This window comes from Spirosoma agri (genome assembly GCF_010747415.1).
Classification (GTDB): domain Bacteria; phylum Bacteroidota; class Bacteroidia; order Cytophagales; family Spirosomataceae; genus Spirosoma; species Spirosoma agri.
The window spans coordinates 2,890,358-2,916,198 of record NZ_JAAGNZ010000001.1; the positions used below are offsets into that span (position 1 = coordinate 2,890,358).

General features: G+C 51.1%; 24 protein-coding genes. 8 read left to right on the forward strand and 16 right to left on the reverse strand.

The genetic code is table 11. From position 1 onward, the window contains the following. Position 1: 1 nt before the first annotated feature. From GK091_RS12025 to metG, 3 genes are all read right to left on the reverse strand, one after another. The gene (locus GK091_RS12025) at positions 2-502 is read right to left on the reverse strand and encodes a DUF6169 family protein (RefSeq protein WP_164037922.1); all 501 of its coding nucleotides are present in this window, start codon (positions 500-502) and stop codon (positions 2-4) included. Beyond that, positions 483-641, reverse strand: coding sequence for a hypothetical protein (locus GK091_RS12030; protein WP_164037927.1), 159 nt, complete (start codon positions 639-641; stop codon positions 483-485). The genes GK091_RS12025 and GK091_RS12030 overlap by 20 nt, the downstream gene beginning before the upstream one ends. Before the next feature lie 131 nt (positions 642-772). Beyond that, on the reverse strand, positions 773-2,839 hold the full coding sequence (gene metG, locus GK091_RS12035) for a methionine--tRNA ligase (protein WP_164037931.1): 2,067 nt from the start codon (positions 2,837-2,839) through the stop codon (positions 773-775). 363 nt (positions 2,840-3,202) lie between these two features. On the opposite strand from metG, the gene GK091_RS12040 reads away from it, so the two are divergent. Together GK091_RS12040 and GK091_RS12045 are read left to right on the forward strand one after the other, a co-directional pair. Then, on the forward strand, positions 3,203-4,216 hold the full coding sequence (locus GK091_RS12040; protein ID WP_164037934.1) for an NAD-dependent epimerase/dehydratase family protein: 1,014 nt from the start codon (positions 3,203-3,205) through the stop codon (positions 4,214-4,216). 159 nt (positions 4,217-4,375) lie between these two features. Then, on the forward strand, positions 4,376-5,779 hold the full coding sequence (locus GK091_RS12045; protein WP_164037937.1) for a tetratricopeptide repeat protein: 1,404 nt from the start codon (positions 4,376-4,378) through the stop codon (positions 5,777-5,779). Positions 5,780-5,833: 54 nt separating this feature from the next. Here GK091_RS12045 and GK091_RS12050 read toward each other — a convergent pair whose 3' ends face one another. The 4 genes from GK091_RS12050 to GK091_RS12065 form a co-directional block, all read right to left on the reverse strand. Next, positions 5,834-6,430: a hypothetical protein gene (locus GK091_RS12050; protein WP_164037940.1), complete on the reverse strand. Its 597-nt coding sequence runs from the start codon at positions 6,428-6,430 to the stop codon at positions 5,834-5,836. Between the two features lie 260 nt (positions 6,431-6,690). Further along, positions 6,691-6,873, reverse strand: coding sequence for a hypothetical protein (locus GK091_RS12055; protein ID WP_164037943.1), 183 nt, complete (start codon positions 6,871-6,873; stop codon positions 6,691-6,693). 131 nt (positions 6,874-7,004) lie between these two features. Beyond that, positions 7,005-7,451, reverse strand: a complete 447-nt coding sequence (locus GK091_RS12060; RefSeq protein ID WP_164037946.1) for a cold-shock protein — start codon at positions 7,449-7,451, stop codon at positions 7,005-7,007. A gap of 246 nt (positions 7,452-7,697) precedes the next feature. After that, on the reverse strand, positions 7,698-8,573 hold the full coding sequence (locus GK091_RS12065; protein WP_164037949.1) for a mechanosensitive ion channel family protein: 876 nt from the start codon (positions 8,571-8,573) through the stop codon (positions 7,698-7,700). A 114-nt stretch (positions 8,574-8,687) separates the two neighbouring features. Here GK091_RS12065 and GK091_RS12070 point away from each other — a divergent pair, with 114 nt between their 5' ends. Continuing rightward, a complete protein-coding gene (locus GK091_RS12070) occupies positions 8,688-9,866 on the forward strand; it encodes a cysteine desulfurase family protein (protein WP_164037952.1) in 1,179 nt (392 codons plus the stop codon). Positions 9,867-9,952: 86 nt separating this feature from the next. On the opposite strand, the gene GK091_RS12075 is transcribed toward GK091_RS12070, so the two are convergent. Next, on the reverse strand, positions 9,953-10,552 hold the full coding sequence (locus tag GK091_RS12075) for an NAD(P)H-dependent oxidoreductase (RefSeq protein ID WP_164037955.1): 600 nt from the start codon (positions 10,550-10,552) through the stop codon (positions 9,953-9,955). 139 nt (positions 10,553-10,691) lie between these two features. Between GK091_RS12075 and GK091_RS12080 the strand changes: the two genes are divergently transcribed. Then, positions 10,692-11,018 (forward strand): hypothetical protein, encoded by a 327-nt coding sequence (locus tag GK091_RS12080; RefSeq protein WP_164037958.1) that lies wholly within the window; start codon positions 10,692-10,694, stop codon positions 11,016-11,018. Between the two features lie 4 nt (positions 11,019-11,022). Here the strand turns inward: GK091_RS12080 and GK091_RS12085 are convergent, their stop codons facing one another. Then, on the reverse strand, positions 11,023-12,144 hold the full coding sequence (locus GK091_RS12085; RefSeq protein ID WP_164040759.1) for a trans-sulfuration enzyme family protein: 1,122 nt from the start codon (positions 12,142-12,144) through the stop codon (positions 11,023-11,025). 352 nt (positions 12,145-12,496) lie between these two features. Between GK091_RS12085 and GK091_RS12090 the strand changes: the two genes are divergently transcribed. After that, positions 12,497-14,140, forward strand: a complete 1,644-nt coding sequence (locus GK091_RS12090) for a DUF1800 domain-containing protein (protein ID WP_164037960.1) — start codon at positions 12,497-12,499, stop codon at positions 14,138-14,140. 27 nt (positions 14,141-14,167) lie between these two features. Further along, entirely contained in the window at positions 14,168-15,676 is a 1,509-nt protein-coding gene (locus GK091_RS12095) for a DUF1501 domain-containing protein (RefSeq protein WP_164037962.1), read from the forward strand. Positions 15,677-15,685: 9 nt separating this feature from the next. On the opposite strand, the gene GK091_RS12100 is transcribed toward GK091_RS12095, so the two are convergent. Together GK091_RS12100 and GK091_RS12105 are read right to left on the reverse strand one after the other, a co-directional pair. Beyond that, positions 15,686-18,361 (reverse strand): ABC transporter permease, encoded by a 2,676-nt coding sequence (locus GK091_RS12100; protein WP_246202216.1) that lies wholly within the window; start codon positions 18,359-18,361, stop codon positions 15,686-15,688. Continuing rightward, positions 18,358-18,693, reverse strand: a complete 336-nt coding sequence (locus GK091_RS12105; protein ID WP_164037965.1) for a PadR family transcriptional regulator — start codon at positions 18,691-18,693, stop codon at positions 18,358-18,360. The genes GK091_RS12100 and GK091_RS12105 overlap by 4 nt, the downstream gene beginning before the upstream one ends. Positions 18,694-18,834: 141 nt before the next feature. Here GK091_RS12105 and GK091_RS12110 point away from each other — a divergent pair, with 141 nt between their 5' ends. Together GK091_RS12110 and GK091_RS12115 are read left to right on the forward strand one after the other, a co-directional pair. Continuing rightward, on the forward strand, positions 18,835-19,674 hold the full coding sequence (locus tag GK091_RS12110; RefSeq protein ID WP_164037968.1) for a crotonase/enoyl-CoA hydratase family protein: 840 nt from the start codon (positions 18,835-18,837) through the stop codon (positions 19,672-19,674). 142 nt (positions 19,675-19,816) lie between these two features. After that, positions 19,817-20,704, forward strand: coding sequence for an SDR family oxidoreductase (locus GK091_RS12115; protein ID WP_246202217.1), 888 nt, complete (start codon positions 19,817-19,819; stop codon positions 20,702-20,704). A 96-nt stretch (positions 20,705-20,800) separates the two neighbouring features. On the opposite strand, the gene GK091_RS12120 is transcribed toward GK091_RS12115, so the two are convergent. From GK091_RS12120 to GK091_RS12135, 5 genes are all read right to left on the reverse strand, one after another. After that, positions 20,801-21,301: a GNAT family N-acetyltransferase gene (locus tag GK091_RS12120; RefSeq protein ID WP_164037971.1), complete on the reverse strand. Its 501-nt coding sequence runs from the start codon at positions 21,299-21,301 to the stop codon at positions 20,801-20,803. Between the two features lie 128 nt (positions 21,302-21,429). After that, positions 21,430-21,855 carry a DUF4357 domain-containing protein gene (locus tag GK091_RS29420; RefSeq protein ID WP_212592956.1) on the reverse strand — a complete coding sequence of 142 codons (426 nt, stop codon included), beginning with the start codon at positions 21,853-21,855 and terminating at the stop codon, positions 21,430-21,432. Between the two features lie 60 nt (positions 21,856-21,915). Beyond that, the gene (locus tag GK091_RS29425; protein ID WP_212592957.1) at positions 21,916-22,287 is read right to left on the reverse strand and encodes a GIY-YIG nuclease family protein; all 372 of its coding nucleotides are present in this window, start codon (positions 22,285-22,287) and stop codon (positions 21,916-21,918) included. Positions 22,288-22,332: 45 nt separating this feature from the next. Next, positions 22,333-24,237 (reverse strand): redoxin family protein, encoded by a 1,905-nt coding sequence (locus GK091_RS12130; protein ID WP_164037973.1) that lies wholly within the window; start codon positions 24,235-24,237, stop codon positions 22,333-22,335. A gap of 25 nt (positions 24,238-24,262) precedes the next feature. After that, positions 24,263-25,726, reverse strand: a complete 1,464-nt coding sequence (locus tag GK091_RS12135; RefSeq protein ID WP_164037977.1) for a sodium:solute symporter — start codon at positions 25,724-25,726, stop codon at positions 24,263-24,265. Between the last annotated feature and the right edge of the window lie 115 nt (positions 25,727-25,841).

Consider the following 25,841-nt stretch of genomic DNA (forward strand, 5'->3'; position numbering starts at 1 on the left):
CTTATTTACGCAAGCGAAGGACGTTCGTTAATTGAACAAAGGATGAAACGATGTCGACAATGTTCTGATTGTCATTCCGCATAATCAGCGTTATGAGAAATTGCTTATCCAAAGCTAAATAGGTAACGCTGTCTTCCAGTTTGAAGTAGTTACCATCGCTATTTTCGCTGAACCAGGACGAGAACTTTCGAAAACGGGCCAATTGTCTACCATCTGCCGTATCACAAGTGAAGAAAACAATGCGCGACGGGTCTTTCTCAATGAAATTTTGAAGAATAGCCGTTACTGTAGCGCCTATTTTAGGATCCGTGAAATAGGCTGGTGGGCTTTTCTCGAGCCTAAGAAAAACTTCGAAGGTGCTATCTGAAAAGATAAAATCGCTTCTATTAAAGAATGGTTGTTCTACAAATGACACAGAATAGGTTCTGCCATCATCGGTAACAAAAACGTAATCATCGTCTAGCTTGAACGGAGTATACCTATCAGAAAGCGGGTTTGGCATGCTTCAGCAGTTTCTTTATTTTTCCTGACTCACAGTCTTTCTCGAACTGTAGCTGTGTCTTTTTTTTGTACTCCTGCCGTTCCAGAAGCCAAGCAACCATTGCCTCGGGCGTTAATTCCTTCTTTTGTTGGACTTCCATAACTATCGTGTATTTAAGTCAAATATATTGTTTTGCAACTAACTACACAACGAACGGTGATGCGGAACTAGTTCAGCAGAAAGCCGGATACGTAATTGCACCCGGCTTTTAAGTAGCTGCGCTGGAGCCGGTTACGACACGGTTCCGCCGTTCCAGACCGAATCGGGGGGAGCGATCAGGGCTAGTTTGCCGTCGCGGTCTTCGGCCATCAGGATCATACCCTGCGACTCGAAACCCATCATCTTGCGCGGGGCCAGATTCGCCAGGAACGTTACCTGTTTGCCAATGATCTCTTCGGGTGTAAAATGTTTGGCAATGCCGCTCAGAATCTGACGGCCACCCAAGCCGTCGTCTACTTTCAATTTTAGTAGTTTATCACTCTTGGGTACTCGTTCCGCTTCAGTTATGGTGCCGATCCGGATGTCCATTTTGGCAAAATCGTCGTAGGTAATTTCAGTCCGGAGAGCCGGTACCGTCTTCGTTTCTAATTCATTCATGCGTTTGGCATTCAGTAATTTCTGAACCTGTTTGTTAATTTCATCGTCTTCAATTTTAGCGAACAGCAGGTCTCCCGGACCAGCGGGGGCTTTGCCTAAAGCGTGGCCTTCAACGAGCAGGTCAGCACGACCCGCGTTCGTCCAGTTGAACGACTCGGTGATATTGAGCTGGTTTCTTAGTTTTTCCGACGTGAAGGGCAGAAAAGGTTCGCAGACGATACTTAGATTCGCCGAGATTTGCAGGGCGATGTTCAGAATCGTGTTTGTCCGTAACTGGTCGGTTTTGACGACTTTCCACGGCTCGGTTTCGGCCAGATACTTATTGCCCAGACGGGCCAAATCCATCAAATGGCCCAATGCTTCACGGAATTTATAGTTGGCAATCGCCTGACCAATGCGGTCGGGAAACTGAGCCAGTTCGTCCAATACCTGCTGATCGTAATCAGTCAGCCCGTAACTAGGAGGGACGTTTCCGTCACAGAATTTATGCGTCAGCACAACGGCCCGGTTCACGAAATTGCCAAATACAGCGACGAGTTCGTTGTTGTTCCGCGATTGGAAATCTTTCCACGTAAATTCACTGTCTTTGGTTTCGGGCGCATTGGCCGCCAGAACGTACCGTAACACATCCTGCTTATCGGGCAATTCCTCCAGATACTCATGGAGCCAGACGGCCCAGTTGCGCGATGTGCTGATTTTGTTGCCTTCGAGGTTCATGAATTCGTTGGCGGGCACGTTATCGGCCAGAATGTAGCTCCCTTCGGCCATCAGCATGGCCGGGAAAATAATGCAGTGGAAGACGATGTTGTCTTTGCCGATGAAGTGAACGAGCTTGGTGTCTTTATCGCGCCAGTACAGTTCCCAGTCGCGTCCCTGTTGCTCGGCCCATTCCTTGGTCATCGAGATGTAGCCAATGGGCGCGTCGAACCAGACATACAGGACTTTACCATCCGCATTGGGTAGGGGGACTTTGATGCCCCAATCGAGATCGCGGGTCATGGCGCGGGGACGTAGCCCTTCTTTCAGCCACGACTGACATTGCCCGAATACGTTCGTTTTCCACTCGGTATGGCTGTTCACGTATTCTTCGATCTTCGGCTGCATCCGGTCGAGCGGAAGAAACCAGTTCTTGGTAGCCCGCATGACGGGTTTTGAACCCGATAGCGTCGAGTGGGGTTCGATGAGTTCGGTGGGGCTGAGGGCAGTGCCGCAGCGTTCGCACTGGTCACCGTAGGCGTTGGGATTGCCGCAGACCGGACACGTGCCGACGATATAGCGATCGGCCAGAAACTGCCCGGCTACTTCGTCAAAGTATTGTTCGGTAACCTCTTCGTCAAAATCGCCTTTGTCGTAGAGGTTCGTGAAAAACTCCTGCGACGTTTCGTGATGAATCGGATTCGAAGTGCGCGAGTAGATATCGAACGAAATGCCGAAGTCGCTGAATGCCTGCTTGATCTGACCGTAATATTTGTCGACGACCTCCTTAGGCGTGATTCCTTCTTTTTTGGCTTTGATCGTGATGGGGACACCGTGCTCATCGGTGCCACTGATGAAGGCTACATCCTTGCCCGTTGAGCGCAGGTAGCGCACGTAGATATCGGCGGGCAGGTAACAACCGGCAATGTGGCCGATGTGAATCGGCCCGTTGGCGTAGATGAGGGCCGCCGTAACGGTATAGCGTTGTGGGTTTTCGATAGACATGGAATCGAGTTTGTTGTTGGTGGGCCGCCGATGCGGTGGCTTATTGTTTCTGGGATTCGGGTTTGACCGCGCCCTAAAAACCACGAACAGCTTATTTGACCGCAAAATTAGCAATTCAAGCCCGAACCTTGTTATGTTTACGAAAAGAGAGACAAGCCGGGTTACTATGGAGAACAACGCGCCAAACACAAATAATTTCCTGAACTGGGTCGAAATTAACCCTGTTATGTTAATTATAACCCGAATGTATTCGATCCGATGCTAATGAGGTGTAAACGATATAACGTGTCGAACATGCTGACGATCATGGTAGCAGACACACCCGGCAGGCTCCCGGCTTTCAAACGCTTGAACGAATTTTGAATGGCATCATCATTACGTAATCCGGTTTTCATTACCGGCGCGACTGGTTTTATTGGCTCACACATCGCCCGTCGGTATCTGGCTGAGGGTCAACCGGTTTCGGCTCTGAAACGCCCCGACAGTGGGTATGGTATGGCCGCCGATGTCGCCGACCAGATTACCTGGTACGCAGGCGACATTCTGGATATTCCATCGCTCGAAGCCGCCATTCACCCCCAAACCGATGTCATTCATGCTGCGGCTATTGTGTCGTTCGTGCCAAAGGACCGTGACCAGATGGAGCGCATTAACGTCGAAGGAACGGCTAATGTGGTGAATGTCTGCCTGAACGCGGGTGTTCGAAAACTGGGCTTCGTTAGTTCGGTGGCGGCTATCGGGCGTCCGGTTTCGAAGGGAGGAAAAACCAGTGACTTGATCCATGTCGATGAAACGCAGAAGTGGGAAGAATCACCGAATAATTCGACCTACGCCAAAACCAAGTACCGCGCAGAATTGGAAGTATGGCGCGGTGTCGCCGAAGGACTTAACGCGGTGATGGTCAACCCGTCCATCGTGCTCGGGGCCGGTGACTGGAATCGGAGCAGCCTGCAACTCATCAAGTACGTGCACGATGAACGTCCGTTTTACCCGGCGGGGCTGGTGAACTACGTAGACGTGCTCGATGTGACCGATGCGCTGGTTAGTCTGATGCAGGCTGAGGTGACGGCCCGGCGGTTCATCCTGAATGGGGGCACCATTCCGTACCGTTCCTTGTTAGAACAGATAGCAGCCGAACTAGGCAAACGGCCACCAACGAAGCGGGTGTCGCCAACACTAACCCGATTACTCTGGCCGTTGGAGGCCATTCGAGCACGGGTTTTAGGAAAACAACCGCTTATCACCAGGGAGACGGCCCGTTCGTCGAGTTCGATGTATGCGTATGATGGACTACAAATTAAGCAGGTGCTTGGTTTTCAGTACCGACCATTGAGTAAGACACTGAAACGCGTGGCAGACGCGTTTCAACAGACCTAAACGGGATCAGGAAGGGCCGTTTGATGCTGCTCGAACGGTTCTAAAATTTTCAGGTTTGGGATTGGAGTTCTGCTTTTTTGAGTTTATATTTCACTGCCAAAGGATAAATCGCACCATTGGTGCGGCCCCTATCCGCCCAACATTTTTGAAGGCAATAGCATGGAGCAAGAGTTCGAAGAACGAGAAGGCGATATTAAAGAATCAATCCGGCGTTTTGAGCAAATGCTGGATCAGCAGCAAAGCCAGTTTTTCGACCTGGACGTCTATGAACAAATGGTTGAGCATTACCTTAATCATGGTGATTTAGACAAGGCGCTTAAAGCCGCCGAATCCGGTCTGGAAAACTTCCCGTATGCGCTGGAACTTATGCTCGACAAAGCCCAGATTCTGGCGAATTTTCAACGATTTGATGAGTCGCTGGAATTACTGGAACGGGCTTCATTATTTAATCCGGGTGACCTTGACGTGCCGTTTATGCAGGGGTCTGTACTGAATATGGCCGGTCGCTACGAAGAATCGATACACGTGCTGGAAGAGTTACTCGACCGGGCCGAAGAAAAAGAAGACATTTTATTTCAGTTAGGGCAAAGCTACCAGAACTGGGGCAAATATGACGAAGCGATCACGCAGTACAAAAAGTCGATTGCGCTGAATATCAACAACGAAAACGCGCTGTACGAGCTGGCATTCTGCCTGGATGTGACGGGGGAGCTGGAGAATAGCCTCACGTATTACCAGCAGTTGATCGACAAGGATCCTTATTCGTACAATGCCTGGTACAACATCGGGATCGCCTACAGTAAGCTGGCCCGATACGCCGAAGCGGCTGAAGCGTACGATTATGCGATCATCATCAAAGATGATTTCGCGTCCGCTCATTTCAATCTGGGCAACACATACATGAATCTGGGGTTATTCGAGAAAGCGGAAGTCTGCTATCGGGAAACGCTGAAGTACGAAGAAGCGACGGCTGATACGTATTGCCACCTCGGGGCCAGCCTCGAAAAGCAGGATCGTCTGCCCGAAGCCATCAAGGAATACCGCGAAGCGATCAAACTGGACAACCTGTGGGACGAAGCCTGGTATGGCATTGGTGTTTGCCTGAGCGAATCGGGGAAGTGGTACGAAGCGCTGCAATTTCTGCAAAAAGCCGTTAAGCTGAGCGATCAGAACGGAGAGTATTATCTCGCGTTGGCTGAAACGGAGTATAAAATCGGCAATGTGCTGTCGAGCATTGAAGCCTTCGAAAAAGCCGCCGAGGTAGATGCCGAAAACCCGGATGTGTACCTGACCTGGTCACTGGTGCCGTTCGATCAGGGCGACTTTCTGAAAGCAAACGAGATCATTCAGTCGGGCATTGACGACATGCCGAAAGAAGCCGATCTGTATTACCGGTCGGCAGTGTATCTGATTCACGCAGGCTACTATCGGGAGTCGTTGCTGCAACTGGAAGCTGCCTTATCGCTCGATTACGATGCGCACGTTCAATTGTTTGAGTTCTTCCCCGAGTTGGAAAAACAAAAAGCGCTTTACAAGATCATTCAGCAGTACAAAAAAGAATAGGTACGGTACTGTCACAAAAAAGGGCCTTTCCTATTATGGAGGGCCCTTTTTTGTTCATTCTTCGTTGATCCGAGCAACCGCCTTCACAATCTCACTTTCGTTTAAATAACTGTCTGGTAGTTTCTTGCCCGACTGTTCGCGGAAGGCGTAGAACCATTTGTTGAGCTTCTGTAGGGAGTGAAATGTGTGCAGATCGCCGGCTTCATCAAGCACGTATATCTTCCCGCCTAGTTTCCCCCGCTCTTCGTCAACAACAAGTCGGCGATCCAGTACCATCGTCAGTCCACCGGTTAATTGTCGATACAATCGGTTGCCCAGTCGAACAAATAGCGTCGAATCCGTCCGGCTGTTCACGAGTGTGTCAGCGCCAGCCAGTGTCAATTGCCTGATCATGGAAAGACCTATTCGCTTTCGGGGGGCCTGACTACTGGCTCTATACGTAAAAACTGATCGCCCATTGTACTGAAACCGCCCCGTCAATCGAGTCCCATCCCGAAGAAAAGCCGTTCCGTCATGGTATTGGTAATTGACAGCGGGCGTCTGATTGACAGGTATATACACTGGCATAGGCGTATAACCACGGTGTTGTTGCGCTAAAGAAACAGTAGTGCCGATAAATACGGAGAAGAGAACTAATACAGCCTTTTTCATACCTGTATTACCAATTAAGTAGATGATCAACTACAGGCTAAACTAATCATATTTTTCATAAAATAACTTGTATCATTTATAGTAAATAAGGCGGGCGGAAGCCCGCGAACGAGGAAAGATATTGTTAGTTGCTTCTACTTCGCGGGCTTCCGCCCACGCTACTTACAAAAAAAAGTTTGAGCAGAATATGCTCTGGTCATTGCCAGCTGCATAGTTTGCTCAAACGTCGAATCGGGTTTATTTGCCGAAACTAATGTCGGTTAGCCTTTTTTCCGGCGAACAGACGTTCTGGAAGCGACTTCTGCCTGAAACTTTATCTTCAGTTGCCGATCAAGTACCTTATCACGAGGAATATAAATACTCGTTTTACCATCCGAAAATTTGAGCATCCAATACACATTATCTGTAGTAGGCGGGATGGATGTATAAATGGGTTTGCTCATAAGCTGATTGATAAAATAGAACCGCAACCAGCCCTACGCCAGTTAGCGTAGGGAAATGAATGAACTGCCTGCCGATTAGGGAGTACTGACGGGTTCGTATGAACTCAGGACAAGTCGGTTGAACGACGGACTTATGCGACCGTTTTCTTTACGTCAACGGCATTTGGCCCTTTGGGGGTCCGGGTGACAGAAAAACTGACCTTGTCTTGTTCGTTGATTGGTTCTGTCAGCGCATTTATGTGCACAAAAATGCTGTCTTGACTCTGAAGGTCTCTGATGAAACCGTAGCCTTTGGAGGCATTGAAGAAAGTCACTATGCCTTGGCGAGGAACCTCTGGCGAGGAGTCATTTTCCTGTTTGGAAACCCCAATCTGGATGTCCTCTTCATTGATTTGCCGCTTTCTTCTGGGATCAGGAGGGGTAGATGTAATGTTGCCGTTTTCATCTACGTAAGCTAACATCTGATCGAGAGCCTGGCCCTTTTGGGCATTCGCTTTACGGTCTTCCCGCTTTTCCTGTTTATCTTTTTTCTTTTTTTGTCTTTGCTTTTCTTTTTCCTTTTTACTGAACGTTTCCATAGTTTATGTTTGTTCTCGCGGGCTTATCATGTGATAAACATGATGATGATAGGTCGAGAATGATGCCCTTTTGAGATCGAACGAGCTTAAGTGCAGGTATTGGTAAATAAGACCGTTTCTTATTGAACCATAACTAGCTTAAATAAGTTGTTCGCGGCACGATTTTGTCTAAACTTTCTTGGTGGCCTGTCTAAATCCTTTTGTTAGCGCCAATTTGGGGGTAAATTTTGGTGCCTGAATTGTCGATTAGGGCGCTGCTGGCTCTGGTGCCGGGGACGAAAGTTTTTGTTTCAAATCGAACGTTTGGCCGGCAAAAACGATCAGGATCTGGTTGTCGTCGAATGCCCGTTTGATCGCCATAATCGCATCACTGAGGGCCGCCTGTGGGTTTGTGGTATTACTGATCCAGAACCAGAGGACAAACTGAATGTTGGCATCGGCGAACGTCCGGTAATGCAGATCGACCGGACGTTCGGCCAGCACGAACGGCAACAGACTAACGGCCTCTTTAGCAACCTGCTGCGCCTTTGCCAAATCATCGATATACGAGACACCAGCTGCTACCTCGATCCGTCGCTGGCCAAGCCGGGAGTAGTTCTTGATGGGTTTTTGAAAGACATCTTTACTCGGGATCTCGACCGTCTGCCCCTGTCCGTTATCGATAACGATGGACCGAAGCTTGATGTCCAGCACCTTGCCCGTATACCCATTTGTGTCAACGATGTCACCGACCTGAACTGGACGGGCAATCGCGATCATGGCCCCCGAAATGAAATTGGCCGTCAGGTCCTGAAACGCAAAACCGACAGCTAGGGCAATGACCCCGGCCCCCGCAAGCAATGACGTTACGGTCTTGTCGAGTCCCAGTACGCCCAGCGCTACAAACAACCCAACGGCCAGAATCAGCACGCGGCTCAGGGCACCGGTCAGGTTGATGAGCGAAACATTACTACTAACCCGGTCAAGACCACTTACCACCCATTTGCTCAGCCAGCGCGACAGGAACGTGAAAATGACCAGCAGCAAGATGGCAGCGGCCAGCTTGGGCGTATACCGAATGGCGGCACGAATCCAGGTTGATAGTTCGGCGTAAATGAGGCCAGTGGCCTGAGAAAAATCCATTGTATGCAGATTAACACTGGGAAGAGAACGTCGGAGATTCGGATTGTGTTTCGTCATTACAGCCGTTCAGCGTACCTTTGTCCGATTGAAAGCTGCCAGAATAACGCATAACCAATGACACCACCCGCTGCTGTATACCTCGATAATGCCGCCACCACCCGGCTTGCTCCTGAAGTTTTAGAGGCCATGCTGCCGCTCATGACGGAGCAGTTTGGCAATCCGTCGTCCATCCACAGCCACGGTCGGATGGTACGTACGGCGATAGAAAAGGCACGCAAAACGGTTGCCGGTTTGCTGAATACGTCGCCTGCCGAAATCTTCTTTACGTCGGGTGGCACCGAAGCAGACAACACGGCCATTCGAAGCAGTATCGAAACGTACGGGTTGACGCACACGATCACATCGCCACTGGAACACCATGCCGTATTGCACACGCTGGAGCATCTGGCCAAGCGAGGGTCGATTCGACTGAGTATGGTAAACATCGACAGCAAAGGACACATCGATCTGGCGCATCTGGAAACGCTCCTGCAAACGAATAAAAATACGGGTTCTGGCCGTTCGCTGGTGTCCTTGATGCACGGTAACAACGAGATCGGCAATCTGTTGAATCTGAGTCAGGCGGGTGCAATTTGTCGGGAATACGACGCTATTTTTCACTCGGATACGGTTCAGACGATGGGCCATTTTCGGCACGATCTGCAACAACTGCCGGTTGACTTCATTGTTGGCTCGGCGCATAAATTTCACGGGCCCAAGGGCGTCGGTTTTCTGTACGTCAACGCCGAACGCGCAAAAATTAATCCGTTCGTTCATGGTGGGGCGCAGGAACGTAATATGCGGGGTGGCACCGAAAATGTATACGGCATTGTTGGGCTGGCCAAAGCACTGGAAATCGCCTATCGGGACATGGAGGAGCACCGGCAACATATCACGTCCCTAAAACAGCGAATGATCGATCGGTTGCGCGCCAGTATGCCGGATGTGCAGTTCAATGGCGATTCGGCTAATGTCGAGGGAAGTTTATACACCGTTCTGAACGTGAGCTTGCCCGCGTCCGACATGAGCGATATGCTGCTGTTCAGTCTGGACATTGCCCGGATCTCGGCTTCGGGAGGTTCGGCCTGCTCCAGTGGTTCGAATGTCGGTTCGCATGTACTAGCGGCATTGCCGGGACTGGACGCAGACCGGGGCTACGTTCGTTTCTCGTTCGGTAAATACAACACCACGGATGAAATCGACTATGCCGTCGATACGCTGATTGGACTCTATCAAAAAGAATTGACGAATTAGCGTTTCCGAATTGTCAACCAAAAAAACAGGCAGGTATCTCGATGGATGCCTGCCTGTTTTTTTGGTTGACGGTAATGTGATTACGATCAGACTTTTTCTACGGGTTCGGTAACGATCCAGCGCTGCGCTACAGTAAGCGTATACTGCAAAAAGGCTTTGGCTGTCCGCTCGTAAACTTCGTTACCAACGAAATGACCCTGTTCGTCCAGATTCTTATCGGTTTCGTGCGACTCGTATAACTTGGGCGACACAATCGAATAACTGTTCGTAAAACTAATCGTCTTGTTGACAACCGTGGTCATATCCAGCGCTGGCTGGCGACCACCCCGACCGTTCGAGATGCCGACCATCGCAAATACCTTGTTGTCGAACAGGTGCTTGAACGAAGGAACGCCCATCTGGTGGATTGTATTGGTAGCCTGAGGGGGCGCGGTCCAGTTGTATTCGGGCATGGCAAACAGAACCAGATCGGCTGGTTCCCAGGCATTAATCAACTCCTCCTCAAAAGGCGTGAGCGTTTCTCTCTTGACAGAGCCTTGACCCACGTATGGAATATCGTAGTTTTCAAAATTAACCAGTGAAACCTCGTGTTGCCCATCGTCAGCCAGCAGGTGCCGGATGTAGTTGACGAAGCGCAGAGAATTGCTGTTTTTGCGCGACGAGGTAGAAATTAAGGCGATTTTCATTGCTTAAGTAGGTTCTTATGCAGGATGAACCACCGTGTTAAGCGTTTAGTTTCTAAATAAATTCAGATGGTTTACTTGCAACGTATGTGCCTGATTATGGGTCTGTTGATTATCTTGCTTTCTGTAACGAACGAATGCTATGAAGCTAATTCTACCCGTTTTACTGTTCAGTGCCGCTCACGCAAGCGCTCAGCTACCGGTATCAACAGCCCGGCCCGATTCGATACCGGGTATACCGTTTTCCGGCACCATGCCCATTGCTCGGCCGGGTAATTCGTTCTACCGGGACCATCGCGATCCGAACAATGTCGTACGGGCTACGCTGGATAATATGCCGGTGAAAGTCCCGGATTCGTCCGAACATTTTTTCATGCAACAAGTCTATCCGCCATCCTGGCAACGTATAGAGCCAAACCGGCAACGTCCCGGTTTACCGCCAATCGTGCCAGGCAAACCGGAAAAATAGCGGGTTAGTCGGCCAGAGCCTGGGCCAGATCAGCGATTAGATCATCGGCATGTTCCAGGCCAATCGACAGGCGCAACAGGTTTTGGGGTGTTGCGGAGGTTGGCCCTTCGACGCTGGCCCGGTGTTCGATCAGGCTTTCGACTCCGCCCAGACTCGTTGCCCGTGTGAACAGTTTCAGCTTTCCGAGAAACCGGATGGCTTCTGCGGCTCCCCCGTTTATCTGCACCGACAGCATAGCGCCGGGGGCATTCATTTGCTGTTGAATTAATGCGCGATCGGGATGATTGAGCAAACCTGGATAGTGTACCTTTTCGACCCCATAATGACCGTTCAGAAATTCGGCAACAGCCTGGGCGGTAACCGTCTGCGCCCGTATCCGTACGCCCAGCGTCTTAATCCCTCGGCTGACGAGCCAGCAGTCGAAGGGAGAGGGCACGGCTCCGGATAGCCCCTGCAAGAGCCGGATTCGTTGCGCAAATTCGGTATCGCGCTTAAAAATCAACGCACCCCCCAATACGTCGCTGTGGCCGCTGAGGTATTTGGTCGTTGAGTGCATCACCACATCGCAGTTGAAGTCGAACGGGCGCTGGAGTACAGGGGTAGCCCATGTGTTGTCACAAACGCAGATGGCCCCGGCCTCATGAGCCAGGCGACTCACTGTTAGCAAATCGGTAATCGACAGCATCGGGTTCGACGGTGTTTCGCACCACACAACGCGCGTATTCCCGTGGATAGCCTGCTGGACAGCATCCAGATTGCGCATGTCCACCCGCGTATACGTTAGTCCCCACGGATGAAACACCTGTTCGAGCAGCGCGGGCGTGCCGTAGTAGGCATCGGCTGAGAGAACGACATGATCACCGGGACTCAGTGCCTGAAATAGGGTCATTGCGGCCGCCTGACCGGATGAGAAGGCCATGCCGACCGCTCCGCCTTCGAGTGCCGCCAGGGCTTTCTCCAGGGCTTCCCGCGTTGGGTTATTAGGCCGGGTATAGGTGTAGCCAGCGGGTAACTCGTTGGTTTCATTACGGGCAAACGTAGTAGACAGGTATATAGGTGGAACAACGGCCCCGGTAGTCGGATCGGGCTGATGGGTAGCGCGGAGGGCGAGGGTATCGAAATGCATCATAGTCGTCTGAGAGATGGGTTGGCAGATTCTCTTCCTGTCAAAAAAACGCGAAAGACAGCGCGCACCTGATGAACCATTAATCGGTCGCAATCATTCCGATATGCCGGATTGACGCTGTTACCACCGCAGTCGAACGGGTATTCGCTGGGCTGAAATGGATGACGGCGGATAAGTAATCTCGGCTCCAGTTTTATACACGCAGTAAACAAAAAGAGAATAATAGTAGAATAAAAGTTGTCTGTAATTTGGTTATTTACCTGGTAATGAAGATTTTTATAGTGTAAACGGTAGCGGGCTCCGAATGTTGGCACGTTATACGTAGCTGCCGTAACTAACCCATGTTGACCGAATGCCCTATCTGGACACGTACGCACCAGCGTTAACAACTGCTCAGGCTGCCCATCTGCTCCGACGGGCCACCTTTGGCCCTACGCAGGCTGAAATCACTAGTTTTACCGGATTGACGGCCACCCAGGCAGTACAACAGCTGATCAATAATGCTAATTATGCTCCGCCACCGCCGGTCGATATAGATGCCACCGAACCGACGGCCGGACAAACCTACCTGGATAAGCCATTCAACGGGGATCGCAATTTCGACTTTGGGCATTACCTGCGCTACTGGTGGCTGGGGTTGATGACGTCGCAGACGGCCCCGCCGAGTCTGCTCGATAAACTCACGCTTTTCTGGCAAAATCATTTCGTGGCAACCCGCGAAGTGGTTGATGATTACCGCTTTGTCAATCAGTACCTGCTGCTGTTGCGCAATAACGCGCTGGGCAATTTCCGCACGCTGGTGACGAAGATCAGCAAGGAGCCCGCCATGTTGCGCTATCTCAATGGCGACGAGAACGAAGTGGGGAAGCCGAATGAAAACTATGCCCGCGAACTTCAGGAATTGTTTACGGTGGGAGCCGTTGACTTCGCAGGAAATAAAAATTACACCGAAGACGACGTAAAAGCAGCCGCCCGAGTGCTAACCGGCTGGAAATATACAAACTACTGGGTGCGAGGGTCAACGAGCTTTGCGACAAAGTTTGTCAACAGCAAGCACGATTCGACCAACAAGACGTTTTCGGCCCGGTACAATTCGACCGTGATTACGGGCCGGGCGACAGATCCATCGGCAACGGTGACGGCGGGTGATGCCGAGCTGGACGATCTGGTGACGATGCTCCTGAACCACCCACAAACCCCCCGGTTTATTTGCCGGAAGCTGTATCGCTGGTATGTTAATCCCAACATTACGCAAACGATTGAAGATAACGTCATTATCCCGCTGGCGCAATTCTTTTCGAGTGCCGGCAATAACTACGCCATCCAGCCGGTCATCGTTAAACTACTGACGAGCCAGATCTTCTTCGACGACGCCAACAAAGGCGCTATCGTCAAATCACCGGCTGATATGGCTGTTGGGGCCATGCGGTTTTTCAATCAGCCCGTGCCCGACATGACTACCGATTATGCAGCCTTCAATAAGTACTTTAGCTTCATGTACTGGCGGATGCGCGATCTACAGATGGCCCTCATCGATCAGCCGTCTGTGTTTGGGTACGAAGCGTATTACCAGACAGGCTATTCGAAAATCTGGATGAATACCACTACCATTGCCCTGCGAAGTGACTATACCGATGCGTATATCTGGCGGTGGCTTGAAGTGAAACCTGGGTACAAAATGGGCATCGACCTCTTGGCCTGGGCCACTTCGTTACAGCCTAATTTCGCCGATACCGCCGGAACACCCGCTATCTCCTGTGCAGATGTGCAGGCCGGGTTCTCGAAAAACCTGTTCGCTATTGAGCTGTTGCAATCCCAGAAAGATTTCCTGATCGATACGATCATGATGCAGGGCATTCCGCGCACGTCGTGGACATTCGAATGGAACGCGTATCGAAATGCGCCGACCGATACGAACAAAAAAAACGCGGTGACGTGGCGTTTGCAGAACCTGATGAAATACATGCTTCGCATGGCTGAATACCATATTTTTTAACGGCTACGGTATAACGCACGCTATTCTATGAAACGCAGAGATTTCCTAACGGCGGCATCCGCGAGTGTTCTGCCCGTGCTGTTGGATGGTTTCGGACTGAAGGCCATGAACCGGCAGTCGGTGCTGGTTCAGTCGCTGTTAAACACTACGGCGGTTACCGGCGACCGCGTGCTGGTTATCGTTTACCTGAACGGCGGCAACGACGGCCTCAATACGGTCATTCCCGTTGATCAGTTATCCACGTACAACGCGCTGCGGTCGAACATTGCGATTCCGCAGAACAAGATTTTAGCGCTGGACGGCAATCCGGCTACGGGCCTGCACCCGGCCATGACCGGTATGCGCGATCTGTATAATGACGGGAAACTATCGATCGTTCATTCCGTGTCGTATCCGAATCCCGATCAGTCGCATTACCGGTCGACCGACATCTGGATGACCGCCGTTGATGCGAACCAGACCTCAACATCGGGTTGGGCCGGTCGGTATCTCGAAGGACAGTTCCCCGGTTATCCGGCTGGCTATCCCAATGCGCAAATGGAAGATCCGCTGGCCATTCAGATCGGGTACCTGACCTCAACGGCCCTGCTCGGGAGCCAGCAGTCGATGGGTATTGCGTTGAGCGACCCCAATAGCTTCTATCAGCTGGTTGGATCGGGGGATGCTACATCGCCGGGCGACCTTCCCTGCTGCGATGCGGGTGATCTGATTTCGTTCATTCGGAAACAACAATCGTTGTCGGTGGGCTACGCAGCCGAGATCAAACGGGCGGCTGATGCGGGTAAAAATCTGGCAACCTACCCGGCCTCGACCGCTAAAAATTCGCTGGCCGATCAGTTAAAGATCGTGGCCCGCCTGATTCACGGCGGTCTGAAAACGAAAATCTATTTTGTCTCCCTGAGCGGATTCGATACCCATTCGGGCCAGGTGGACAGCAGTGACGTAACACAGGGCGAACATGCCACGTTGCTGGGCAAACTGTCGACGGCCATTGCTACGTTTCAGCAGGATTTAAAATTACAGGGTACCGACGATCGGGTGGTGGGAATGACCTTCTCCGAATTTGGCCGACGCGCCAATTCAAACAACTCCAAAGGGACCGATCATGGCGTGGCCGCTCCGATGTTTGTGTTTGGAAAAAATGTGAAACACCAGACTATCGGTCAGAACCCCGATCTGGCGAACCTGACAGGGCAGTCAGGTAATAAGGAAATCAATATGCAAATCGATTTCCGGCGCATTTACACCGACGTGCTGAACGATTGGTTTGGCTCGCCCCCCACTACAACCAGCAATCTGTTATTTCGGGAATTTCCGACGGTATCGCTGTTTTCGGATACCGTCGAAACACTGGCCTCGGGTAATTGGATGGACCGATCCATGTGGACGGTTGGCCGGGTTCCGTTCGCGAATGAATACGTTAAAGTCAACACTGGGCACACCATGACCCTCAATGAAACCATCACGGTCAAGCGGCTTCAGTTAAACGGCAAAATCAAGTTTACCGGCCCCTACACGATCCGAATGACCGGGTAGGGGCGCGGTCTATTCACTCTTGAGCACGGTGGCCGGATTTTTTCGGGCAGCTCTTACCGTTTGCGAGCCAATCAGCAGGAAAGCCAGGGCCATAACGATCGCTACACCCAACAACAGATTGCTTAAACCGATGGGCTGATGATAGGCAAAGTTGGTCAAAACGACGCGGTCGAAAAAGAAGTAGGTGACTGGTAGGGCAACGCACGTAGCCACGGCAAGCATTCCCAAAAAGCCACGGCTCAATAGATAGATCAAACCGCTTTCACTGGCACCCAGCACCTTACGAATGCTGATTTCCTTCAAGCGGGTTTCGGTGGTGAACACAACCATGCCAAATAAGCCTAGTGAGGCAATGCAGATGGCCAGAAACGCAATGAAGCCGATTACTTTGAGCACCACCGAGAACTGGCTGTAAGCTTCCTCAAGCTGATCGTCGTAGAATTTGGCATCCAGCGGATGAACCTTGTCAATTGTTCGCCAGGCATTGTCAATGCTCGCCATGGTAGCCGGTAAATCGGTGGCGGCAATCTTGACGTTCAGGTAGCCCCAGGGTTCTTCGGATGAATAGCGGAAGATGACCGGTTCAATCTTTCGATCCACACTGCCGTAGTGGAAATCGTTGAGAACACCCACGATAGCCAGCTTTTGACCGTCTGCTGTCACAAACTGACCCAGGGCTTTTTCGGGATTTCCTTGCGCAATATTGAACCGTTTCAAAACCTGTTCATTCACAATGACTTCGCGCTCTTCGCCTTTCTTGGGGCGTAGGGTGAAATTTCTTCCGGCGAGCAATTTGTGGTTGTGGACGGGCAAGTACTGTTCGTCGACCTGATTAAGCCAAACCATTGCCGAATCATTCGGATCCTGGTATTTCATGGTGGTGCCATGAATACTGCCCAGACTGGTTATCATCATGGATTGGGAAACGGCGCGCACGGCGGGAATTTCCGCCAGTTTTTTTGACAGCAGGTTTCCTTTGTTTCCCTGTAAACGAATATTCAGAATGTTCTCGGTCGTGAAGCCCAGATCGAAGGCGATAAAGCCCCGATACTGGCTGTACCCGATCAACGTTGTGGCAATGAAGACCAGCGAAAGGGTATACTGAATGACAATCAACGCCTTACGTGTGCTAATATGGCGAAACAGACTTATAGCCGTTACGTCTTTAAGCACCTGGAGGGCGTTGATGCGGGCAAAAAACAAGGCGGGTAAAAAACCGGCAGCCAGCCCAACGCCGATAGCCAGGGTGATGAAGTAAAGGATGATACGGGGCGATAATTCGAGCGTGACGAGGGTGCCAATGCGTGGGTCAAGGGCAAGAAACTGGGTTCTCAAGACTAAGAACAGGCAAAATGAAAAAAACAGCGCCATCAGAGAAATGAGTACCGATTCGGCCATAAACTGCCCCAGCACGTGGCTTTTCAGGGCACCCACCAGTTTGCGGATGCCCACCTCCCGCGAGCGCCGGAGCGACCGGGCGATGGACAGGTTGGTGTAATTAAAACAGGCGGAAAGGATGACGACGAAGGCCAGTCCGCCCAAAATCCAGACGACAATAGGCGGCATGGTCGGCCCAATGGCGTTGTCGAGTTTCCGCCCCAGGGCCGCTTCTTTTAACGGCTGGAGGGTTACCGTAAACGATCTATTCTTCAGAGCCGCATTTTCCTGGGTATTCAAGTTCGCCAGCGCGGTCTGTACCGATTTTGGATTACTGGTTTCGGGTAAAACGAGGTATACATAATTCTGCCACACATTCTCCCAGCTGTAGAAATTGGGATCTGTTTTGGCGAATTGGGCCTCTGCCGTAGCGAACGAAACGAGCGCGTCGAACCGTAGATGCGAGCGTTTGGGAACATCGTTTGCCACGCCGGTCACAACGTAATTCAGGGTATCGAACCGAACGAATTTACCAAGTGGGTTTATATCTCCGAACAGCTTACGGGCCGTTTTTTCGGCTAATACCAGCGAGTACGGTTCTTTCAAGGCCGTTGCCGGATCACCAGCCAGCAGGGGGAAGGTAAACACCTTGAAAAACGAACGGTCGGCCCACAGGGCATTCAGTGGTATGACCGTTTCGCCCACGTGAGCATCCCCCGAAAAGCCGTTGCGAAGAATCGTCAGGTCTTCTACACCAGCCACTGTTTTCTGAACCGTTTTGCCGACCTTGATCGATGTAGAGGCTAAATCAACCGCCGGTTGATCCAGATTCTTATACGTCGTGATGACGCGGTACGTTCGGTCTTTCTTGACCTGAAAATCATCGTACGACCGTAAATCGGTAGTCAGCGCAATGATGAGCAGCCCCACCGACATACTGACGGCCAGGCCGAAAATGTTGATAAAGGAAAATAATTTGTTGCGCACCAGGCTGCGCCGGGAGGTTTTGAGGTAGCTGCCAATCATGATCCAGTGGATGAACAGGTTCAGAAAATCGGGTTTGCGGATGGTATACAAGCGGAAAAACTTCAGCGCATCGAGGCAATAGATCAGTCGTGCCCGTCGGGAGCCTTTGGTTTTCAGATTACGCTCAAAGTATTCATGCAGATCGCCCTGCAAATCTTCGAGTAAGTCGGGCCGACAATACCAGGCAAGCAGACGCTGCGCCCAGCGAGGTGGCTGCGGTGGTTCTGGGTTTTGTGGCCCGACATTTCGTGGTCCGACATTTCGGTTGTTAACGGTTTTCATAACGAGCCTTCCAGATTAAAGCCAGGAATGATGCGCCAGAGCGCTTCGCGTATTTCTTTGGCCTTTAGCAGTGCCACTTTACCCGCGTGTGTTACCTCATAATAGCGCTTTCGTTTGCCACCCCTCGCACTGGTCGATTCGCCCAACTGGCTTTTTACCAGTCCTTTCTCTTCCAGCCGATTTAATACCGCATGAACGACGCCTAACTTGGCAGACCGCCCAGTATATTTTTCCAGCTCATCACAAATAGCAACGCTGTAGGCATCGCTAACGAGAGCCGCAATGGTCAGCAGGACCAGTTCTTCAAATTCGCCCAGGTTCGTTCCTTTCATTAACTGGCCAAGTATCGTCTACAATCAATTTAACCCTTAAATGTATGTATTATCTTTATTTACTCACTATTTGTATGTAAAATAATTATTTCTTGTAATCCTACTATCTTTAGGCGAACCGTATGCAAGCATACTATTAATATGGACTCTATTTATAAATCCCTATCCCTTACCGAATCGGGTGGCGTCATGACCGTTACATTACTGGGTCCGGGCAAGGGGAATGCGATGGGTCCGGAGTTTTGGGACGAACTGCCCAGGGCAATGGACGAAATCAACCGGATGCACGACATTCGGTGTATTGTTTTCCGGGGGAGTGGTGATCACTACAGCTACGGCCTGAATCTGCCGCAGATGATGCCTAAACTAGCTGCCATGACGACCGGGGCTGTGGTGGCGCACCAGCGCGCCGATCTGATGGCCCAGATTCGGCAGATGCAGCTGGGCTTTCAGAAAATGCACGAGTCGCCCAAACCCGTGATTGCCGCTGTCCACGGCTGGTGCATTGGCGGGGGCGTCAATATGATCGCGGCTGCCGACATTCGACTCTGTTCGCGCGAGGCAACATTCAGCCTGCGCGAAGCGAAGTTGGCCATCACGCCCGATATTGGTGGTTTGCAGTTTCTACCGCCCATTATCGGGCAGGGCTTCACCCGCGAAATGGCGTTTACGGGCGCTGACTACGATGCAGCCTTTGCCGAACGAATTGGGTTGGTAAACCACGTCTACGATACCCCTGATCTGCTTTTCGACGCAGCCGCTACGCTGGCCAGACAGATTGCCGAAAATCCGGCCACGGCCGTACAGGGAGCCAAGCGGGTGCTCAACTACAGCCTGAACAAATCCATTGAGGATGGTTTGCAATACGTGGCTGTCTGGAATTCATCGCAACTCCAATCCGACGATTTTAGCGAAGCCATTCAGGCCACAATGGAAAAGCGCAAGGCTGAATTTAACAAAAAGACAAACCGGGGTTACTAAACGGGTGAAAGAGCGAAAGAGTGATTGAGCGATTTGTGATTGACTATCATTATCTAGTCAGCGTTGGATTTCGTTCACTCAATCACTCTTTCGCTTTTCACTCAATCACAAATCACTCAATTGCCCTATCACGCGTAAAGCTATGAACACAACAGGAATGCTCCGGGAGGGAGCCATGCAGGGCAAAACCATTATTGTTACCGGTGGCGGCACCGGACTCGGCAAGTCGATCAGTCGGTATTTACTGCAACTCGGAGCGAACGTGACGATTTGCAGTCGTCGGCAGGCTGTCCTCGACGAAACGGCGCAGGAACTGATGGCCGAGACGAACGGTCAGGTGCTGGCGGTAGCCTGTGACGTCCGGAATCCGGCGGAAATTGAACAGGTGATTGCCGAAACCCTGGCGAGATTTGGTAAGATCGATGGGTTGCTCAACAACTCGGCGGGTAACTTCATCAGCCCAACCGAACGACTGTCTTACAAAGCCTTCGATACCATCGTCGATATTGTCTTGCGGGGTACGTATTATTTTACGCTGGCAGTCGGCAAATACTGGATCGAAAACAAAATTCCCGGTACGGTTTTGAATATCTCAACCACCTATGCTACAACGGGTTCGGGCTATGTAGTGCCATCCGCCGTGGCGAAAGGCGGGGCGCTGATCATGACCAAATCGCTGGCGGCTGAGTGGGGCAAATACGGCATCCGGCTCAACGCTATTGCGCCCGGTCCGTTTCCAACGAAAGGGGCCTGGGACCGACTGTTTCCCGAACCTCTGGCGAGTATGATGGACCCAACTAGCCGGATCCCACTCCACCGCGTCGGTGAACATGGCGAACTGGCAAATCTGGCCGCTTTTCTGCTGTCGGATTATTCCGGCTATATCACGGGCGAGAGCATAACCATCGACGGGGGTGAAGTGCTGGCGGCTGGGGAGTTTAACCACCTGGAAAACGTGACGACTGACCAATGGGATATGATTGAACAGACGATCAAGCAAGCCAACCGGGCCAGCAAGAAAGACAGGTAGCGCTAAACCTTACCCGCACAGGTACGTCCGGATCAGCGATTGACCAGTCCGTAAGAGTCCGGACGTACCCAGCCTGACGGATTACCGGCGGCTGCCTTACAGCTTTTTTTCGTACGCGACAAAGCGCAGTCCTGGCCGGAAGCTGAGCGTAATTTCTCCGGCGTAGGTATAGCCTAATTTCGGGAAGAGTTTCTGGGTTGCCTGATTCTCCGAATTCGTGTCGATGCGAAGAAAACGGACACCGCGTTCAACGGCAAGTTGCTCGGCCTGATTCAGTAAAGCAGCCGCTACCCCTTGTCCGCGAAAGGTAGGGTCAACGGCGAGCCGGTGGGTCACGATAGCCCGTTGGGTAAGATCGAATCCCACCTGCGCGTATTCGGGTTCCTGGTCTTCCGTCAGGGCCGCTACCCCCGCCAGCTGACCGTCTATCTCCGCTACCCAAAGTTGATCCTTGGCCATATCCTGACGGAAAACGGTTTCGTTGGGATAGTGATCGTCCCACTGGAAGTTCCCACCTTCGCGCATGAGCGGAATGATGCGTTTAAGCAGGTTTAGCAAAGCCGGAAGATCGGCAAGCGTAGCGAGTCGAATGGTCATACTAAGTAATCGATAAGGCTAACATAGTCTAAAACAGGGGCCGGCTAACAAAGTAGCTGCGAGAATGGAAGTAAGGGCAGCTTCGTCGGCATGTCAAAAAGTAGCCGTCTGCATCTTGACTGCCCTGCTTAATTTGAAATAGATTCGTACTGTTTTAAAGCGATTCCATTGAATGTTTTCCACTCCATCTGTCCATTTGCGCTTCGTCCTAAGACTACTGATGCTGCTGTCGAAGGACTGCTAAAGAAAAAATCTTCTGTAAATACGAATGCTTCGTCTTTCTGCACCAGTTTCCCCTCTGCTACCAACTTGGTGCGTAATTGCTTCAAGGTATCAGAACAAGAAGCCACGGCTGCAACAGATGCCTTCGAGCCCTGGAAAACAACGAAACCTTCTGCCGTTGGCTCTCCCTGCGCGTCTACACCCCTCGGCCCTTTTAAGAGAAAAGACTGTTTTGTCTGCTCATAAGGTGCATTTGATTCTCTTTTCTCTTCTAAAACTCTGTGACCTAATGTGTTGAGGAGCAGACGAATATTGTCTATAAACTCTTGCATTTCTGCTTGGTCGGGCTCGGATATTGCAGATTTAGTCGGTGTATTTTCGTTAAGGACCGTTTATCGTTTAGCTGACTTTGCCAGTTCATATAGTCTACTCTCGAGAAATTTGATGTGGGCTTTATTCAGATTTTCATCCTTACTCGTAAATACGATTGTTTCGTGCCAAAAATCTTTCTGCGATAAGTGTTGGTTGAGTCGATCCAGTACAACTTCAGCTTCGCCTATATACACTAATTCATTGCCTTGCTCATTTCTACCGAATAAGAGATAGACTCCAGTTCCTTTTAGCTCTTTTCTATCTATACAATCTTTAACCTTTGTTCTTGGTATTTTAAATGCTTTTCCCGTCCAGTTTGATAATTCACAACTCATTCGTCCATTAGGATCGCCCTCTATCAAAAACAGTCTGATTGTTTTGCCTATTGCCATCGTAAACTACATGAATGAGCGGAATGGTTGATCTGTCGAAATTATTTACTTGCCATCCTTTAGCATTTCCACCACCAGCGTTAGCTCATTGACCGTCGCTTCCGGGTCGCCGGAGTAGCCGATCTGCCGATACCGAACGCGCCCATTGGGTCCAATAACAACCTTTGTGGGTATGCCCTGAACCTTGTAGGCTTTGGATACGCGCTGGTTCGCGTCAACCGGGACCATAAAGCCATACGTGCTATACGGTTGCCTGTTCATGAAGTTATGGACCCGCTGCAAGGGACCGCCTTCCCGCGTGTTGACAAACAAAAACTGCACGTTCGGGTCGTTTTGAAACTTCGATTGCGCTTGTTTCATAGCCGGAAACGACGCAATACAGGGACCGCACCAGGTTGCCCAAAAATCGAGTACAATCACTTTACCCCGTAAAGCCGCCGACGAAATCGTTCTCCCCTGTAAATCGGTCATTGAAAAAGCGGGAGCTGGTTCATTAATCAGCACCTGTTGCAGTTCGTCGCGCTGATCGGCCCGTATGTCAGCTTCCAGGCTGGCTAGGTACGTGTCTGCTTTGGCCGCTGTGTTACCGGGCTGTTTGGCATACCAGTCGCGCAAAACGGTTTTCAGACGGGGAGTCGCTCTGCCGACCTGGATAGCCGCTTCCGCCATTGGCTGGGCATCGGCCGCATGATTGGCCTGGAGGGCGCACAGGAAATAGCGTTCGTTGGTACGTGGGTCGCTGTTTTCCACGTCATCCGGCACCATCACATCCTGATAAGCGGTATAGGCTTCGGCGTACTTACCCTGCTGTTCGAGCACACGGGCATACGTGTTCATGAGCTGTCGCTGCCGAACCTGCTTTTCCGCGTCCCAGTTTCCCGTAACGTCGCCAGGTTTAGGCTGCGTTTTCAGCACAGTCATCGCCCGTTTGACCAGTTGTTCCGCTTCGGGTAACGACCGTCGTTCATCGGCCAACTGAAAGGCCATGGTGTTCAGCATCAGTACATCCGTGTGCGCTACGGGTTGCTTTTCGACGAAGGGAAGTAATCCCTTGATGTCATTGTTTTTAAAGTATCCATCCGTCATCATAACCGTCAATGCGGGCGTGTAGGATGAATTGGGGAACTCCTGCTGGTAAGCCTGGTACGCTGCCTTTTTGCGTGTCCAGTCGGTTTCGTTCCGAATGGAGGCCGCCCGGTCTTTCTGCACCAGCGAACCAGCGGGGTCCAGCGTTTTCATGCGTTCGCGCAGGGCTGTCGCTTTGGGAAAATCGCCCATGCTTTCGTAGAGCGCAGCGGCTTCGGTTAGCTCCGTTGCCGTAGGTGTCGGGCGGGATGCCAGATACGTATCAATGCCCAGTTTTACCTTCGGTCCGTAACCGGGTTTCTTCTGCTTGATCTGGGCCGCCAGAAAATCTGACCAATACATCGGGTAAAGCGTCGGGTTCTGCTGAAACTCGATCGTGTATAACGAAACGACCCGATTCTGATCGGGACGACTGCCGAGTTCGTACAGAAAATGACTGCGCGTAAATACCGATGATTGCCCGGCTATCGCGTGCGGAACGGTCTGACCGTTGGCATCACTGATCGGGATGACATACAGCTGTCCTTTGTTCAGGTCAATGCGTTTGGGTTGTTTACTGTTCCGAAACGCCATCATGATACCCGTTGCCCCCCTTAACGGAACGAACAGGTGCCCAACGAACGCATTACCCTGGTGGGCTAGCGTTGCGGTCGTGGGGCGACTGAGGTGCATGGCATTCGGTGCACCATAAAACACAAAGCGACCTTCAAGCGTGCTATCTGTAGCCAGGGGCGTCGATTGGGGCGTATACGTAAAGGACACCGTTTGCCCGACCTGGGGCTTTTCGGGCGAAAACCGGAACTGCGCCGTAGCCGAAAGCTGAATGGCTAGGAGTATACTAAAGAGGCAATGAGTAAATTTCATAACGCAGAAAGAGTAAATAGAGCACCTATGCCGTTATCGGTTCTGGTTTTTGCACTGATTTTGAGATTGCTAACAAGCCTACGAATGTGAATAGGCCATTGAGAAGTAATCGTTCGAAACCGAACTGATAGCCATTAAACCAGGCGGCTGAGTTTTCGTTGACAATGTACGTGAATACGGGCGATACCAAGCAGATATACGGCACAAATCGATCGATGACCGGGCGTTTGCTAAAAATGCCGAAGGCATACAGACCGAGCAGCGGGCCATAGGTATAGCCCGCAATATCAAATACTGCGGTAATGACTTCTTTGCTGTTGAGCTGCCGGAACACAATGATCACAACGTAGAACAGTAGCGAAAACCCAATGTGTACGATGTGTTTAATCCTGGACCGCTCGGCTTCCGGGCGTTTTTCGACATTCATGAAGTCGATACAAAAGGAGGTCGTCAGTGCGGTCAGAGCGGAGTCGGCGCTGGCGTAGGTGGCGGCTGTGATGCCGAGCAGAAAGGTGATGGCAACCAGCAAACCCAAATGATTGAGCGCCAGTAACGGGTACAGATCGTCGGTGCGGGCGGGAATGGCAATACCTTCCTGACGCGCGTATTCGTACAGCAAAACCCCTAAACTCAAAAACAGAAAATTGACGACAACCAACGTACAGGTGAACCAGAACATGTTTTTCTGGGCTTCGCCAATGTTTTTGCAGGTCAGGTTTTTCTGCATCAGATCCTGATCCAGCCCCGTCATCACAATGGCGATGAAGGCTCCGGAAATAAACTGTTTAAAAAAATTCTTGGCGTCGTTGCCCTCCCAGTAGAAAATCTGTGACATGGGGCTATCGTTAACGGTCTTCACCAGGCCGCCGAATGAGAGGTTTAATTCGTTCGAGATCAGATAGATCGTCAGAATAACGGCCGTTACCAGAAATACGGTCTGGAGCGTGTCGGTCACGATGATGGTTTTAACCCCCCCTTTGAACGTATAAATCCAGATCAGGCCGATGGTGATCAGTACGGAAATCTCAAACGGAACGCCCAGCGGAGTGAAAAGAGCAATCTGCAAAACACCAGCCGCCACGTAGAGCCGCACGGCCGACCCCACCGTTCTTGACAGCAGGAAAAAGCCCGCACCGGTTTTGTAGGACCAGAAGCCAAATCGTTTTTCGAGGTACCCGTAAATAGAAATCAGGTTCAGCCGGTAGTAGAGCGGCATCAGGACGGACCCGATGACCAGGTAACCGATGATGTAGCCCAGCACCACCTGGAAATACGAAAAGCCGATCTTGCCCACGGCTCCTGGTACGGAAATAAACGTAACCCCCGACAAGGACGTGCCGATCATACCAAAAGCGACCAACCACCACGGAGACTGCCGGTTAGCGGTAAAAAATGTGTTGGTGTCGGCTCCCCGGGCCGTGTAGAACGAGACGGCAATCAACATCCCGAAATAGGCAATCAGAATGACTAACGCAACGGTGGTATTCATGAAGAGTAAAGCAACTTTTTGGGTAAAACGAGGCTCCCCAGGCTAAGAGAAAGGCGTTTAAAAAGCACTGATTCTGCGCAATACCGTCCGCAATTGGCTGATTTTTGGCTTAAAC

Bases quoted from the DNA above. Each gene is read 5' to 3' on its own strand.
- GK091_RS12050 (WP_164037940.1), bottom strand. From the start codon at position 6,430: ATGAAAAAGGCTGTATTAGTTCTCTTCTCCGTATTTATCGGCACTACT.
- GK091_RS12055 (WP_164037943.1), bottom strand. From the start codon at position 6,873: ATGAGCAAACCCATTTATACATCCATCCCGCCTACTACAGATAATGTG.
- GK091_RS12075 (WP_164037955.1), bottom strand. From the start codon at position 10,552: ATGAAAATCGCCTTAATTTCTACCTCGTCGCGCAAAAACAGCAATTCT.
- GK091_RS12105 (WP_164037965.1), bottom strand. From the start codon at position 18,693: ATGAAAGGAACGAACCTGGGCGAATTTGAAGAACTGGTCCTGCTGACC.
- GK091_RS12080 (WP_164037958.1), top strand. From the start codon at position 10,692: ATGAAGCTAATTCTACCCGTTTTACTGTTCAGTGCCGCTCACGCAAGC.
- GK091_RS12065 (WP_164037949.1), bottom strand. From the start codon at position 8,573: ATGGATTTTTCTCAGGCCACTGGCCTCATTTACGCCGAACTATCAACC.
- metG (WP_164037931.1), bottom strand. From the start codon at position 2,839: ATGTCTATCGAAAACCCACAACGCTATACCGTTACGGCGGCCCTCATC.
- GK091_RS12130 (WP_164037973.1), bottom strand. From the start codon at position 24,237: ATGAAATTTACTCATTGCCTCTTTAGTATACTCCTAGCCATTCAGCTT.
- GK091_RS12085 (WP_164040759.1), bottom strand. From the start codon at position 12,144: ATGCATTTCGATACCCTCGCCCTCCGCGCTACCCATCAGCCCGATCCG.
- GK091_RS12070 (WP_164037952.1), top strand. From the start codon at position 8,688: ATGACACCACCCGCTGCTGTATACCTCGATAATGCCGCCACCACCCGG.
- GK091_RS12100 (WP_246202216.1), bottom strand. From the start codon at position 18,361: ATGAAAACCGTTAACAACCGAAATGTCGGACCACGAAATGTCGGGCCA.
- GK091_RS12060 (WP_164037946.1), bottom strand. From the start codon at position 7,451: ATGGAAACGTTCAGTAAAAAGGAAAAAGAAAAGCAAAGACAAAAAAAG.
- GK091_RS12120 (WP_164037971.1), bottom strand. From the start codon at position 21,301: ATGACCATTCGACTCGCTACGCTTGCCGATCTTCCGGCTTTGCTAAAC.
- GK091_RS12090 (WP_164037960.1), top strand. From the start codon at position 12,497: ATGCCCTATCTGGACACGTACGCACCAGCGTTAACAACTGCTCAGGCT.
- GK091_RS12135 (WP_164037977.1), bottom strand. From the start codon at position 25,726: ATGAATACCACCGTTGCGTTAGTCATTCTGATTGCCTATTTCGGGATG.
- GK091_RS12040 (WP_164037934.1), top strand. From the start codon at position 3,203: ATGGCATCATCATTACGTAATCCGGTTTTCATTACCGGCGCGACTGGT.
- GK091_RS29420 (WP_212592956.1), bottom strand. From the start codon at position 21,855: ATGCAAGAGTTTATAGACAATATTCGTCTGCTCCTCAACACATTAGGT.
- GK091_RS12095 (WP_164037962.1), top strand. From the start codon at position 14,168: ATGAAACGCAGAGATTTCCTAACGGCGGCATCCGCGAGTGTTCTGCCC.
- GK091_RS29425 (WP_212592957.1), bottom strand. From the start codon at position 22,287: ATGGCAATAGGCAAAACAATCAGACTGTTTTTGATAGAGGGCGATCCT.
- GK091_RS12030 (WP_164037927.1), bottom strand. From the start codon at position 641: ATGGAAGTCCAACAAAAGAAGGAATTAACGCCCGAGGCAATGGTTGCT.
- GK091_RS12025 (WP_164037922.1), bottom strand. From the start codon at position 502: ATGCCAAACCCGCTTTCTGATAGGTATACTCCGTTCAAGCTAGACGAT.
- GK091_RS12115 (WP_246202217.1), top strand. From the start codon at position 19,817: ATGAACACAACAGGAATGCTCCGGGAGGGAGCCATGCAGGGCAAAACC.
- GK091_RS12110 (WP_164037968.1), top strand. From the start codon at position 18,835: ATGGACTCTATTTATAAATCCCTATCCCTTACCGAATCGGGTGGCGTC.
- GK091_RS12045 (WP_164037937.1), top strand. From the start codon at position 4,376: ATGGAGCAAGAGTTCGAAGAACGAGAAGGCGATATTAAAGAATCAATC.